Source organism: Pseudomonas sp. B21-010, assembly GCF_024749325.1.
Taxonomy (GTDB): Bacteria; Pseudomonadota; Gammaproteobacteria; order Pseudomonadales; family Pseudomonadaceae; genus Aquipseudomonas; species Aquipseudomonas kilonensis.
This window is the reverse complement of record NZ_CP087198.1, coordinates 4,404,245-4,417,504: the sequence shown is the minus strand read 5'-3', so window position 1 is coordinate 4,417,504 and position 13,260 is coordinate 4,404,245. Positions and strand designations below refer to the sequence as shown.

Genomic DNA, 13,260 nt, shown 5'->3' with positions numbered 1-13,260 from the left:
TCGCCTCCCGCTAACGAGAGATCGGAAGCGCAAGTGGTTGAAGTTGTTGATGTTTCCGAAGCGAAACTTTGAAAACTTCTGAAAATAACCGCTTGACAGATGCATGGGGCGCTGTAGAATGCGCGCCTCGGTTGAGACGAAAGACTCAGCCAACCGCTCTTTAACAACTGAATCAAGCAATTCGTGTGGGTGCTTGTGGAGTCAGACTGCTAGTCAACAGATTATCAGCATCACAAGTTACTCCGCGAGAAATCAAAGATGTAACCAACGATTGCTGAGCCAAGTTTAGGGTTTTCTCAAAACCCAAAGATGTTTGAACTGAAGAGTTTGATCATGGCTCAGATTGAACGCTGGCGGCAGGCCTAACACATGCAAGTCGAGCGGTAGAGAGGTGCTTGCACCTCTTGAGAGCGGCGGACGGGTGAGTAATGCCTAGGAATCTGCCTGGTAGTGGGGGATAACGCTCGGAAACGGACGCTAATACCGCATACGTCCTACGGGAGAAAGCAGGGGACCTTCGGGCCTTGCGCTATCAGATGAGCCTAGGTCGGATTAGCTAGTTGGTGGGGTAATGGCTCACCAAGGCGACGATCCGTAACTGGTCTGAGAGGATGATCAGTCACACTGGAACTGAGACACGGTCCAGACTCCTACGGGAGGCAGCAGTGGGGAATATTGGACAATGGGCGAAAGCCTGATCCAGCCATGCCGCGTGTGTGAAGAAGGTCTTCGGATTGTAAAGCACTTTAAGTTGGGAGGAAGGGCATTAACCTAATACGTTAGTGTTTTGACGTTACCGACAGAATAAGCACCGGCTAACTCTGTGCCAGCAGCCGCGGTAATACAGAGGGTGCAAGCGTTAATCGGAATTACTGGGCGTAAAGCGCGCGTAGGTGGTTCGTTAAGTTGGATGTGAAATCCCCGGGCTCAACCTGGGAACTGCATTCAAAACTGTCGAGCTAGAGTATGGTAGAGGGTGGTGGAATTTCCTGTGTAGCGGTGAAATGCGTAGATATAGGAAGGAACACCAGTGGCGAAGGCGACCACCTGGACTGATACTGACACTGAGGTGCGAAAGCGTGGGGAGCAAACAGGATTAGATACCCTGGTAGTCCACGCCGTAAACGATGTCAACTAGCCGTTGGGAGCCTTGAGCTCTTAGTGGCGCAGCTAACGCATTAAGTTGACCGCCTGGGGAGTACGGCCGCAAGGTTAAAACTCAAATGAATTGACGGGGGCCCGCACAAGCGGTGGAGCATGTGGTTTAATTCGAAGCAACGCGAAGAACCTTACCAGGCCTTGACATCCAATGAACTTTCCAGAGATGGATTGGTGCCTTCGGGAACATTGAGACAGGTGCTGCATGGCTGTCGTCAGCTCGTGTCGTGAGATGTTGGGTTAAGTCCCGTAACGAGCGCAACCCTTGTCCTTAGTTACCAGCACGTAATGGTGGGCACTCTAAGGAGACTGCCGGTGACAAACCGGAGGAAGGTGGGGATGACGTCAAGTCATCATGGCCCTTACGGCCTGGGCTACACACGTGCTACAATGGTCGGTACAGAGGGTTGCCAAGCCGCGAGGTGGAGCTAATCCCACAAAACCGATCGTAGTCCGGATCGCAGTCTGCAACTCGACTGCGTGAAGTCGGAATCGCTAGTAATCGCGAATCAGAATGTCGCGGTGAATACGTTCCCGGGCCTTGTACACACCGCCCGTCACACCATGGGAGTGGGTTGCACCAGAAGTAGCTAGTCTAACCTTCGGGGGGACGGTTACCACGGTGTGATTCATGACTGGGGTGAAGTCGTAACAAGGTAGCCGTAGGGGAACCTGCGGCTGGATCACCTCCTTAATCGACGACCGCAGCTGCTTCATGAGCTCCCACACGAATTGCTTGATTCATTGAAGAAGACGAAAGAAGCAGCCCGAAATTGGGTCTGTAGCTCAGTTGGTTAGAGCGCACCCCTGATAAGGGTGAGGTCGGCAGTTCGAATCTGCCCAGACCCACCAATTTTGTGTGGGAAACGCCTGTAGAAATACGGGGCCATAGCTCAGCTGGGAGAGCGCCTGCCTTGCACGCAGGAGGTCAGCGGTTCGATCCCGCTTGGCTCCACCACTACTGCTTCGATTGTATAAAGCTTAGAAATGAGCATTCCATCAGTACGATGGTGAATGTTGATTTCTAGTCTTTGACTAGTTCGTTCTTTAAAAATTTGGGTATGTGATAGAAAGATAGACTGAACGTTACTTTCACTGGTAGCGGATCAGGCTAAGGTAAAATTTGTGAGTTGCTCTCATGAGCAAGATCGAATTTTCGGCGAATGTCGTCTTCACAGTATAACCAGATTGCTTGGGGTTATATGGTCAAGTGAAGAAGCGCATACGGTGGATGCCTTGGCAGTCAGAGGCGATGAAAGACGTGGTAGCCTGCGAAAAGCTTCGGGGAGTCGGCAAACAGACTTTGATCCGGAGATGTCTGAATGGGGGAACCCAGCCATCATAAGATGGTTATCTTGTACTGAATACATAGGTGCAAGAGGCGAACCAGGGGAACTGAAACATCTAAGTACCCTGAGGAAAAGAAATCAACCGAGATTCCCTTAGTAGTGGCGAGCGAACGGGGACTAGCCCTTAAGCTTCTTTGATTTTAGCGGAACGCTCTGGAAAGTGCGGCCATAGTGGGTGATAGCCCTGTACGCGAAAGGATCTTAGAAGTGAAATCGAGTAGGACGGAGCACGAGAAACTTTGTCTGAATATGGGGGGACCATCCTCCAAGGCTAAATACTACTGACTGACCGATAGTGAACTAGTACCGTGAGGGAAAGGCGAAAAGAACCCCGGAGAGGGGAGTGAAATAGATCCTGAAACCGTATGCGTACAAGCAGTGGGAGCCCACTTTGTTGGGTGACTGCGTACCTTTTGTATAATGGGTCAGCGACTTATTTTCAGTGGCGAGCTTAACCGAATAGGGGAGGCGTAGCGAAAGCGAGTCTTAATAGGGCGTCTAGTCGCTGGGAATAGACCCGAAACCGGGCGATCTATCCATGGGCAGGTTGAAGGTTGGGTAACACTAACTGGAGGACCGAACCGACTACCGTTGAAAAGTTAGCGGATGACCTGTGGATCGGAGTGAAAGGCTAATCAAGCTCGGAGATAGCTGGTTCTCCTCGAAAGCTATTTAGGTAGCGCCTCATGTATCACTGTAGGGGGTAGAGCACTGTTTCGGCTAGGGGGTCATCCCGACTTACCAAACCGATGCAAACTCCGAATACCTACAAGTGCCGAGCATGGGAGACACACGGCGGGTGCTAACGTCCGTCGTGAAAAGGGAAACAACCCAGACCGTCAGCTAAGGTCCCAAAGTTATGGTTAAGTGGGAAACGATGTGGGAAGGCTTAGACAGCTAGGAGGTTGGCTTAGAAGCAGCCACCCTTTAAAGAAAGCGTAATAGCTCACTAGTCGAGTCGGCCTGCGCGGAAGATGTAACGGGGCTCAAACCATACACCGAAGCTACGGGTATCACGTAAGTGATGCGGTAGAGGAGCGTTCTGTAAGCCTGTGAAGGTGAGTTGAGAAGCTTGCTGGAGGTATCAGAAGTGCGAATGCTGACATGAGTAACGACAATGGGTGTGAAAAACACCCACGCCGAAAGACCAAGGTTTCCTGCGCAACGTTAATCGACGCAGGGTTAGTCGGTCCCTAAGGCGAGGCTGAAAAGCGTAGTCGATGGAAAACAGGTTAATATTCCTGTACTTCTGGTTATTGCGATGGAGGGACGGAGAAGGCTAGGCCAGCTTGGCGTTGGTTGTCCAAGTTTAAGGTGGTAGGCTGGAATCTTAGGTAAATCCGGGATTCTAAGGCCGAGAGCTGATGACGAGTTACCCTTTGGGTGACGAAGTGGTTGATGCCATGCTTCCAAGAAAAGCTTCTAAGCTTCAGGTAACCAGGAACCGTACCCCAAACCGACACAGGTGGTTGGGTAGAGAATACCAAGGCGCTTGAGAGAACTCGGGTGAAGGAACTAGGCAAAATGGCACCGTAACTTCGGGAGAAGGTGCGCCGGTGAGGGTGAAGCACTTGCTGCGTAAGCCCACGCCGGTCGAAGATACCAGGCCGCTGCGACTGTTTATTAAAAACACAGCACTCTGCAAACACGAAAGTGGACGTATAGGGTGTGACGCCTGCCCGGTGCCGGAAGGTTAATTGATGGGGTTAGCTAACGCGAAGCTCTTGATCGAAGCCCCGGTAAACGGCGGCCGTAACTATAACGGTCCTAAGGTAGCGAAATTCCTTGTCGGGTAAGTTCCGACCTGCACGAATGGCGTAACGATGGCGGCGCTGTCTCCACCCGAGACTCAGTGAAATTGAAATCGCTGTGAAGATGCAGTGTATCCGCGGCTAGACGGAAAGACCCCGTGAACCTTTACTATAGCTTTGCACTGGACTTTGAATTTGCTTGTGTAGGATAGGTGGGAGGCTTTGAAGCGTGGACGCCAGTTCGCGTGGAGCCATCCTTGAAATACCACCCTGGCAACTTTGAGGTTCTAACTCAGGTCCGTTATCCGGATCGAGGACAGTGTATGGTGGGTAGTTTGACTGGGGCGGTCTCCTCCTAAAGAGTAACGGAGGAGTACGAAGGTGCGCTCAGACCGGTCGGAAATCGGTCGTAGAGTATAAAGGCAAAAGCGCGCTTGACTGCGAGACAGACACGTCGAGCAGGTACGAAAGTAGGTCTTAGTGATCCGGTGGTTCTGTATGGAAGGGCCATCGCTCAACGGATAAAAGGTACTCCGGGGATAACAGGCTGATACCGCCCAAGAGTTCATATCGACGGCGGTGTTTGGCACCTCGATGTCGGCTCATCACATCCTGGGGCTGAAGCCGGTCCCAAGGGTATGGCTGTTCGCCATTTAAAGTGGTACGCGAGCTGGGTTTAGAACGTCGTGAGACAGTTCGGTCCCTATCTGCCGTGGACGTTTGAGATTTGAGAGGGGCTGCTCCTAGTACGAGAGGACCGGAGTGGACGAACCTCTGGTGTTCCGGTTGTCACGCCAGTGGCATTGCCGGGTAGCTATGTTCGGAAAAGATAACCGCTGAAAGCATCTAAGCGGGAAACTTGCCTCAAGATGAGATCTCACTGGGACCTTGAGTCCCCTGAAGGGCCGTCGAAGACTACGACGTTGATAGGCAGGGTGTGTAAGCGCTGTGAGGCGTTGAGCTAACCTGTACTAATTGCCCGTGAGGCTTGACCATATAACACCCAAGCAATTTGTGAACTCGAAAGAGACCAGATTGCGGTGTGTGAAGACGAAACGAACCGAAAGTTCGAATCTCACAAAACACCGACGCTATCACATACCAAATTTGCTGAAGCGAGGCCAGCTGGCCGCGACTCAGTACCCGAATTTCTTGACGACCATAGAGCATTGGAACCACCTGATCCCATCCCGAACTCAGCAGTGAAACGATGCATCGCCGATGGTAGTGTGGGGTTTCCCCATGTGAGAGTAGGTCATCGTCAAGATTAAATTCCGAAACCCCTATCTGCTGATGCAGGTAGGGGTTTTGTTTTTGTCCGCAATAAAAAGCTTTGGCCAAAAAAAGGATGACCTGTAGAGGTCATCCTTTTTTGCATCCGGGCCCTTAAGCCTCGGGTACTGGGCAGCTCAGATCCCCTTCCTTGCACTTGAGATAGGTCTTGAATGCCTCGACCCGGGCTTTAGTCTGGGCGGTGATGCAGTTGCTGTAGATCAGCGGGTAGACGCTACCGCCCTCGACCCCGGAGGCGGAGAAATTGCATTCGGCATCACGGAAACCTATCCAGGCACGCTGCGCCTTGACCAGCATCTGCTTAGCCTCCGGGTTGTCCTTCAGGCGTGCTGTGATCTGCTTGTACAAGCTGTTCAGTTCGTTGTCGGCCGCCTTGTTTTCTTTGGCTGCGCATTGGTTCATTTCGCCTTGAGTGGTGGCGTCGGCGCAGTCGTCGGTCTGGGCAACAGTGACGAAAAGCAGCGGCATCAGGGTCAGAAGCAAGCGCAGGGACATGTTCGGTCTCTCCTCGAGGGGGTTGAAAACGCCGGGTGAGTTTACATCGCTCCATGCAGTTTTAAAGAAGGCGATCCTGATACAACTTTCTGGTTGGCCTTGTGGTCTTACAAGCCTACTGTTGAAACACAGGAGGTGACCCATGCATTCATCCGACCGCATTGAAAGAAAGATCCTGCTCAAGGCTCCGCGCTCTCATGTCTGGCGAGCCCTGGCCAATGCCGAAGCTTTCGGCCAATGGTTCGGTGTCGCCCTTGAGGGGAAACGGTTTGTGGCAGGGGAGCGTACCCAGGGGCAAATCACTTATCCAGGTTACGAGCATCTCATCTGGGACGTAGCGGTGGAGCGGGTGGAGCCTGAGCGGGTGTTCTCGTTTCGCTGGCATCCTTACGCTGTCGAGCCGCAGGTGGATTACTCTCAAGAGTCCGAAACCCGGGTGCTATTCGAACTTGAAGACATGGATGGCGGTACCTTGCTCAAAGTCGTGGAGTCGGGTTTCAACAACATTCCCGAGGCTCGCCGGCTCAAGGCTTTTCGCATGGACAGTCGTGGCTGGGACGAGCAGATGGCCAATATTGAAGCCTTCCTGAGCAAGTCTTGACGGGGACTGCTGAGGGGCTAAGGGTTTTCGGAAGGGCGGTATAGCGAATGTCTTACACGAGATGGTAGCTATGTCGTCTATTTCGTTTTGGATCCGAGGCGTAATCTGGACTCATCCACTGAAGCACAGGAAGTGCTCAGGATCAGGGACGATCGACCTTGCAAGGAAAGCTATCGACAGGGAGTCGTAATGGTCTTGGAAAAACCCGCTTCGGCGGGTTTTTTTTCGCCCGCAAAAATCTGAAAGGGTCCTATAGCGAAACGCTTACACGTCGTTGCTGCTTTCTCGTCTTTTTCCCAGATACCGATGGGCCTAATCTATGTTCATCCACTGGGTACAGGGAGTGCTCGGGGTCATGGATGATTGGACCAGGCATGGAATGCCGGACAGGGAGTCAAATTGGTCCTCAAAAAACCCGCCTAGGCGGGTTTTTTTTCGTCTGCGAAAAAGTGGCCTGATCATACCAGGCGCCGGGTCATGGTGCGGTCGGAACCATCGGCAGCGAGAGTCTAGGATCAGGCGCTACTGGCTTGCAGCGCCTGGGCCCGCAAACGAGCGATGTCCTTGCTCGGGGAGGCGCCAAATAGACGGCTGTATTCACGGCTGAACTGCGAAGGGCTTTCATACCCCATCTTGTAGCCAATTGACGAAACGTCGCTGTTCTCCGCCAATAGTAACCGTCGGGCTTCCTGCAAGCGCAGTTGTTTCTGGTATTGCAGCGGGCTCATGGCGGTCACGGCTTTGAAGCGGTGGTGCAGCGCCGAAGGGCTGAGATTGATCATTTGTGCCAGGCTGTCGATGCTCAGCGGTTCGGCGTAATGGGTATTGAGCCATTCGATGGCACGGCTGATGCGATGGGTCTGGGTGTCGGGAATGGCGATTTCGTGCAAGCGCTGGCCTTGGGCGCCACGCAGCAGCCGGTAGAAAATCTCCTGTTGGGCCAACGGCGCGAGGGTGGCGATATCGTCCGGGCTGTCCAACAGCCGCAGCAAGCGCAACAGCGCGTCGAGCAATGGCGCATCAATGCGATCCAGGAACAGCCCGCGCCCGCTTCTTTCGGCCGGCACGCCGATAGGGCTGGCGTCGGCAATCAGGCGGCAGATCTGTGCCGGGTCGATGTCGAGGCGGATGCACAAGTAGGGGCGCTCGGGGCTGGCTTCAATCACCTGGCCGGCCAGCGGCAGGGTCACCGAGACGACCAGGTAATTGAGCGGGTCATACACGTAGCATTCGTCCGCCAGGCGCACTTCCTTGCGCCCCTCGATAATCACGCATAAACCAGGTTTGTGCACGGTGTGCAGGGCTTCGGTCGGCTGGTCGCTACGGATCAGGTGCAAGGCCTCGATGGCCGTAGGGTGAACGCCGTATTCCGGTGCAAAGCGCTTCATCAGGCTCGCCAGTTCGGCACGGCGCTGGCTGACGCCGTCGTCTGGCGCAATGTGGATGGACGTGGATACCGACATGCCGATCAATCTCCCAGGCCAAATTGAGTGGACCGAGCTAGTAAAGCCGATTGCGCGGCTGTCGGCCAGAGTCGGTTTTATCGCCACAGGATCGTGCAAGTGCGCAGGAGGATCCGGCTAACCCAGGCCGTGGTCGGTTCCCTAATCTGGACCTGTCAAAACGCTCCCACCGGGGCAACACATCCAGACGAGGGAACCATCATGTCCGATATTCAAAACAAAGTAGTGGTCATCACTGGCGCCAGCAGCGGGATTGGTGAAGCGGCGGCGCGGTTGCTCGCGGCTCGCGGTGCCCGTGTCGTGCTTGGCGCCCGGCGCATCGATCGTCTGCAAACACTGGTGCAGGAGCTCGAAACCGCCGGCCAGCAGGCGGTCTGCAAAGCGGTGGAAGTGACCCGCCGCGAGGATGTCCAGCAGTTGATCGACTTTGCTGTCGAGCGATTCGGTCGGCTCGACGTGATCATCAACAATGCCGGGGTCATGCCGCTCTCCAAGCTCGAGGCGCTGAAAGTCGAGGAGTGGGACCGCATGATCGACGTCAACATCCGTGGCGTGCTCCACGGCATCGCCGCCGGCCTGCCGCTGATGCAGCGCCAGCGCAGCGGCCAGTTCATCAACATCGCGTCCATCGGTGCCTACGCCGTCAGCCCGACTGCCGCCGTGTATTGCGCGACCAAGTACGCTGTGCGGGCGATTTCCGAGGGCTTGCGCCAGGAAGTCGGGGGTGATGTTCGGGTGACGGTGATTTCCCCCGGCGTGACCGAATCGGAACTGGCCGAGAGCATTTCCGATGAAGGTGGTCGTGCCGAAATGCGCGAGTTCCGCAGGATCTCCATTCCGGCCGAAGCCATCGCCCGGGCGATCGCCTACGCCATCGAACAACCAGCGGATGTGGACGTCAGCGAACTGATCGTGCGCCCCACTGCCAGCCCGTTTTGAATCGAGTTGACCCGACAGGAGACCGCTCATGAGCGAGTGGTATCGCATGAGGGAAACCTGAGCTCTGTGGCAGGCCCAGCTGTGTGGGAGCAAGGCTTGCCCGCGATAGAGGCGATGCGGTCTTTCCAGAAATAGAGGCGCCTGTTTCGCGAGCAAGCTTTGCTCCCACAGCACAACACAGCACAGCACAGCAGTGCCTGGCTGGGGCTTATCGTTACGCCCGCTCCAACCGCGCCGCAGCTCGCTGAGCGATCTGCGAGCGCACCCGGAACGACTCTGCGGTACGCCGGTGGGCTTCTTCCAGGACGCGCGTCGGCGCGGTGTCGGGGCTGCCGGCGTTGAACGGCGGGGCAGGGGCGTATTCGAGCTGCAGCTGGACCAGTTCGGCGGTGTCCTGGTCGAACAGTTCGGCCGCCAGGGTCAAGGCAAAATCGATCCCGGCCGTGATGCCGCCACCGGTGAGCAGGTTGCCATCGCGGACCACGCGATCCTTGACCGGTGTCGCGCCCAAGGTTTGCAGCAGGCTGTGATAGGCCCAATGGGTGGTGGCGCGCTTGCCTTGCAACAGGCCCGCCGCACCGAGCACCAGCGAACCGGTGCACACGGACGTGATGTATTTCGCCTCGGCGGCCTGCCGCTTGATGAAGGCCAACGTCTGCTCGTCTTCCATCAGGGGCCCGACGCCGGTCCCGCCGGGAACGCAGATCACGTCGAGCTTCGGGCAGTCCTCGAACGTGGTGGTGGGTAGCAACACCAGCCCAGTGCTGGCAGTGACCGGCGCCAGGTCCTTCCAGATCAGGTGGACCTTCACGTCTGGCAACGAGGCCAGTACGTCATAAGGGCCGGTCAGGTCCAACTGCTGGACTTGGGGGAATAACAGCAAACCGATCTGCAGCGTCATGTCGCGTGCTCCTTTGGATGATGCCCGAGGGGTGGACGGTTTTACTTTAGATCCGTAGGTTCTGGCGTATACGCCAATAAACCCACGAATCACGCCAATATGCCCAACCCACCGAAAACCGTTCATGTACTGGCCTTCGCCAACGTGCAAGTGCTGGATGTCACCGGGCCCCTGCAGGTGTTTGCCTCAGCCAACGACCTGGCCCGCCAGCAAGGCCTGCCGTTGCCCTACACGCCGACAGTCATCGCTGTGGGGGGCGGGGCGGTGATGTCCTCGGCAGGGTTGGCGCTGTTAGCCGAGCCGCTGCCGAGCGAAGGCAGCGACACGCTGTTGATCGCTGGTGGCTGGGGCGTGTACGAAGCGGCGAAGGATCCGGCGCTGGTGGCCTGGGTCAAGGAGCACGGCCTGCGTTCGCGAAGGGTGGCGTCGGTGTGCACCGGGGCGTTCCTGCTGGCCGCCAGCGGTTGGCTGGACGGGCGACGCGTGGTGACGCACTGGACCCGCTGCGAACAACTGGCCGAGCAGCATCCGCAGTTGCGGGTCGAACCCAACCCGATTTTCATCAACGACGGTCCGGTCTGGACCTCGGCCGGGGTCACGGCCGGCATCGACCTGGCCTTGGCGCTAGTGGAGGAAGACCTGGGCCGCGCGGTGGCGCTGGAAGTCGCCCGGCACCTGGTGGTGTTCCTCAAGCGGCCTGGCGGGCAATCGCAGTTCAGCGTGACGTTGTCGCTGCAAAAGCAGGGCAGTCGGTTTGATGACCTGCATGCCTGGATCGCTGAAAACCTCACCCGTGACCTGGGCCTGTCGAGCCTGGCCGCCGAGGTCGGCATGAGCGAACGCAGCTTTGTGCGGCACTACCGCGCCGACACCGGCCAGACCCCGGCGCGGGCGGTGGAGTTGATTCGCGTGGAAACCGCTCGCCGCCTGTTGTCCGACACCGCTGTGTCGATCAAGCGGGTGGCGGTGCAATGTGGCTTCGGCAGTGAGGAAACCTTGCGCCGCAGCTTTTTGCGGGCCATGGGGGTAACGCCACAGGCCTATCGCGAGCGGTTCGCCGTCAGCCCTCAAGCAGATCCAGCAATGCCTTGAGCGTGGCCTCGGGGGCTTCCTGTGGGATGTTGTGGCCGACACCGGCCAGCACGCGGCGCTCGTAAAAACCTGTGAAATGTTCGGCGTCTTCATCATGTTCCGGCGCTGGCCCCACGCCGTCGTCGGCGCCGCACAGGGAAATGCTCGGCACGCTGATGGCCGGTTGTGCCGCCAGCCGTTCCTCCATCCACTCCAGCGTCGGGTCGCCCGGTGCGTACATGAAGCGATGGCGGTAGGAGTGGATCACCACGTCGACGAAGTCCGGGTTGTCGAACGACGCAGCACTGAGGGGATACCGTTCGGCGCCACGTTTCCAGGTCGGTGACCACAGGCGCCAGAGCAACTCACACAGTTCACGTCGGTTCCGGGTCAGGCCCTCGACGCCCCGCGCCGTGTGGAAATAGTACTGGTACCACAGGCGATGTTCGGTTTCCGAGTCCAGCGGCTGCGTGGAACGGGGAATGTCCTGCAGGTTGTAGCCGTCGCCAGTCACCAGGCAGCGAACGCGCTCGGGCCACAGCGCCGCGACGATACACGCCGCCCGACCGCCCCAGTCGTAGCCGCACAGCGCGGCCTGGGGGATGGAGAGTGCGTGCATCAGGTCCAGCAGGTCCTGCGCCAGTGCCGCTTGCTGGCCGGAGCGCAGGATGGCCGGGTTGTTGAACCGGGTCGGGCCGTAGCCGCGCAGGTAGGGCACGATGACCCAATATCCACGCTCGGCCAGGGCTGGTGCGACTTCATCGAAAGCCCTGGGGTCGTAAGGAAAGCCGTGCAGCAGGATGACGGGCTCGCCGCTGGCGGGACCGTGTTCTTCGTAGGCGATGCGCAACAGCGGCGTCACGGCGAAGTTGACCTTGGGATCGAGGTTCATGTTGGCCTCCGGCATTGCTCGGTTGCGGTCAGGCGGGTTCCTGGTTCACGTATTTGGCCCGATCCGGCGTGAACGTCACGATCATGTTCGTGCTGGAGCAGGTGAGGGTGCGCTCCTGGGTCAAGTCGATGTCCAGGTCTTCACCGCGCAGGCCCTGCCATTGGGCGAGGTACTTGAGACAGCCGAATTTTTCGCTTTTCTTCAGGCTGCGGCTGACGCCACCTTTCCAGCCCAGTACCGGCAACTCACCGGCCAGGCAGCGCTGCGCCAGTTCGGGAAACTTCACCGCGCGGTCGCGGCCGATTTCCCAGCATTTGATCAGGCCCCGGTCCTGGCCCTCCCAGAGGTCTTCGCGGGTAAGGCCTCTTCGGGGTGGGGTGGTGATGGGGCGTTTGATATGGGTCATGTCAGGTCCTTGAGTCGGGTTTTTATCGGGCAGCTCCGCTGCACCCGTGAGAGCATCGATCTTAGGAGGGGTTTGGGGGGCTGGCAACTCGAAACGGGACGTAACGATAAATGGGAAGCGGGTACTGCAATGCTCTTGTGGCGAGGGAGCTTGCTCCCGCTGGGTTGCGAAGCGACCCCAAGATTTTTGCGCCTGCTGCGCAGTCGAGCGGGAGCAAGCTCCCTCGCCACGGGGTTGTGTTCCTACAAAAAAATAGGTGAACCGGAATTTTCTGACGAGTCGCGGCGGTTGCCGGTTAGGAAATAGCGGGGATAGGCTTTGCCCGTCGCTGCAAAATCAGCGACCGGGTTTGGTCACCCGTCCAATGTCAGGCGCACACGCGCCAACCTCAGCCTTTTTCGTAGCGAGGTCGGTGAACTCATTTTTCAAGCTAGGAGTTTCACAATGGATAAGATCAATCACCATAGAGCCGAAGACCTCTCTGCCTACACCACCCTCGATACAAAAAAGCTCCGCGAAGCCGCCGACCGGGCGCTGAATATCCATTTGTCGCCCACGCCGCCTAAACCTGACACCCAGGACGGCCAGGTTTTCACCGTGGTCCCCGGCCTCAACACCGAATCGGTGCTGACCACCCTCAGCGAAACCCTGGCCTCGGCCGATGCGCTGGTCAGTGACCTGGGGTTCGATCTGGAAGGTTCCCGGCGGCATGTTGCGCTGGGGATTCAGCAGTTGATCGAGCTGGCCAGGTTGTTGGCCAACCGTGCGTTGGATGACCTCGAATTGGCCGACTCAGCGCGGTAGTAGGAGCTGTGTAGGAGCTGTCGAGTGCAACGAGGCTGCGATCTTTCCCCAGACACTTGAATCCCAAGCGAAAGATCAAAAGATCGCAGGCTTCGCCAGCTCCTACACAGTCGAGCGGGAGCAAGCTCCCTCGCCAC

At 57.3% G+C, this 13,260-nt stretch carries 9 protein-coding genes, 2 tRNA genes and 3 rRNA genes; 9 read left to right on the top strand and 5 right to left on the bottom strand.

Annotated elements, in window-relative coordinates:
• Positions 1 to 315 precede the first annotated feature (315 nt).
• The 5 genes from LOY50_RS19330 to rrf all read left to right on the top strand — a co-directional run bounded on the left by LOY50_RS19330 (position 316) and on the right by rrf (position 5,525).
• Positions 316 to 1,852 (top strand): 16S ribosomal RNA (locus tag LOY50_RS19330).
• Positions 1,853 to 1,933: 81 nt separating this feature from the next.
• Positions 1,934 to 2,010: transfer RNA gene (locus tag LOY50_RS19325), tRNA-Ile, on the top strand.
• Positions 2,011 to 2,040: 30 nt separating this feature from the next.
• A tRNA-Ala gene (locus LOY50_RS19320) sits at positions 2,041 to 2,116 on the top strand.
• A 246-nt stretch (positions 2,117 to 2,362) separates the two neighbouring features.
• A 23S ribosomal RNA gene (locus LOY50_RS19315) occupies positions 2,363 to 5,254 on the top strand.
• A gap of 155 nt (positions 5,255 to 5,409) precedes the next feature.
• Positions 5,410 to 5,525, top strand: a 5S ribosomal RNA gene (rrf, locus tag LOY50_RS19310).
• Together the 16S, 23S and 5S rRNA genes with 2 tRNA genes alongside form the textbook arrangement of a ribosomal RNA operon.
• Before the next feature lie 119 nt (positions 5,526 to 5,644).
• Here the strand turns inward: rrf and LOY50_RS19305 are convergent.
• Positions 5,645 to 6,046, bottom strand: a complete 402-nt coding sequence (locus LOY50_RS19305; protein ID WP_258688899.1) for a lysozyme inhibitor LprI family protein — start codon at positions 6,044 to 6,046, stop codon at positions 5,645 to 5,647.
• A gap of 142 nt (positions 6,047 to 6,188) precedes the next feature.
• On the opposite strand from LOY50_RS19305, the gene LOY50_RS19300 reads away from it, so the two are divergent.
• Positions 6,189 to 6,647, top strand: a complete 459-nt coding sequence (locus tag LOY50_RS19300; RefSeq protein WP_003204010.1) for an SRPBCC family protein — start codon at positions 6,189 to 6,191, stop codon at positions 6,645 to 6,647.
• A 515-nt stretch (positions 6,648 to 7,162) separates the two neighbouring features.
• Here LOY50_RS19300 and LOY50_RS19295 read toward each other — a convergent pair.
• Positions 7,163 to 8,110, bottom strand: coding sequence for an AraC family transcriptional regulator (locus LOY50_RS19295; protein ID WP_258688897.1), 948 nt, complete (start codon positions 8,108 to 8,110; stop codon positions 7,163 to 7,165).
• A gap of 201 nt (positions 8,111 to 8,311) precedes the next feature.
• On the opposite strand from LOY50_RS19295, the gene LOY50_RS19290 reads away from it, so the two are divergent.
• Positions 8,312 to 9,049 (top strand): SDR family oxidoreductase, encoded by a 738-nt coding sequence (locus LOY50_RS19290; protein ID WP_258688896.1) that lies wholly within the window; start codon positions 8,312 to 8,314, stop codon positions 9,047 to 9,049.
• Positions 9,050 to 9,263: 214 nt separating this feature from the next.
• Here LOY50_RS19290 and inhA read toward each other — a convergent pair whose 3' ends face one another.
• Entirely contained in the window at positions 9,264 to 9,950 is a 687-nt protein-coding gene (gene inhA, locus LOY50_RS19285; RefSeq protein WP_024616043.1) for an isonitrile hydratase, read from the bottom strand.
• Positions 9,951 to 10,049: 99 nt separating this feature from the next.
• Between inhA and LOY50_RS19280 the strand changes: the two genes are divergently transcribed.
• The gene (locus LOY50_RS19280) at positions 10,050 to 11,042 is read left to right on the top strand and encodes a GlxA family transcriptional regulator (RefSeq protein WP_230153680.1); all 993 of its coding nucleotides are present in this window, start codon (positions 10,050 to 10,052) and stop codon (positions 11,040 to 11,042) included.
• Here LOY50_RS19280 and LOY50_RS19275 read toward each other — a convergent pair.
• Positions 11,011 to 11,913 (bottom strand): alpha/beta fold hydrolase, encoded by a 903-nt coding sequence (locus LOY50_RS19275; protein WP_258688894.1) that lies wholly within the window; start codon positions 11,911 to 11,913, stop codon positions 11,011 to 11,013. The genes LOY50_RS19280 and LOY50_RS19275 overlap by 32 nt on opposite strands.
• Before the next feature lie 28 nt (positions 11,914 to 11,941).
• A complete protein-coding gene (locus LOY50_RS19270) occupies positions 11,942 to 12,319 on the bottom strand; it encodes a hypothetical protein (protein ID WP_253476667.1) in 378 nt (125 codons plus the stop codon).
• Between the two features lie 444 nt (positions 12,320 to 12,763).
• Between LOY50_RS19270 and LOY50_RS19265 the strand changes: the two genes are divergently transcribed.
• Entirely contained in the window at positions 12,764 to 13,123 is a 360-nt protein-coding gene (locus LOY50_RS19265; protein WP_258688893.1) for a DUF6124 family protein, read from the top strand.
• Positions 13,124 to 13,260 lie beyond the last annotated feature (137 nt).

Bases quoted from the DNA above. Each gene is read 5' to 3' on its own strand.
- LOY50_RS19305 (WP_258688899.1), bottom strand. From the start codon at position 6,046: ATGTCCCTGCGCTTGCTTCTGACCCTGATGCCGCTGCTTTTCGTCACT.
- LOY50_RS19300 (WP_003204010.1), top strand. From the start codon at position 6,189: ATGCATTCATCCGACCGCATTGAAAGAAAGATCCTGCTCAAGGCTCCG.
- LOY50_RS19295 (WP_258688897.1), bottom strand. From the start codon at position 8,110: ATGTCGGTATCCACGTCCATCCACATTGCGCCAGACGACGGCGTCAGC.
- LOY50_RS19290 (WP_258688896.1), top strand. From the start codon at position 8,312: ATGTCCGATATTCAAAACAAAGTAGTGGTCATCACTGGCGCCAGCAGC.
- inhA (WP_024616043.1), bottom strand. From the start codon at position 9,950: ATGACGCTGCAGATCGGTTTGCTGTTATTCCCCCAAGTCCAGCAGTTG.
- LOY50_RS19280 (WP_230153680.1), top strand. From the start codon at position 10,050: ATGCCCAACCCACCGAAAACCGTTCATGTACTGGCCTTCGCCAACGTG.
- LOY50_RS19275 (WP_258688894.1), bottom strand. From the start codon at position 11,913: ATGAACCTCGATCCCAAGGTCAACTTCGCCGTGACGCCGCTGTTGCGC.
- LOY50_RS19270 (WP_253476667.1), bottom strand. From the start codon at position 12,319: ATGACCCATATCAAACGCCCCATCACCACCCCACCCCGAAGAGGCCTT.
- LOY50_RS19265 (WP_258688893.1), top strand. From the start codon at position 12,764: ATGGATAAGATCAATCACCATAGAGCCGAAGACCTCTCTGCCTACACC.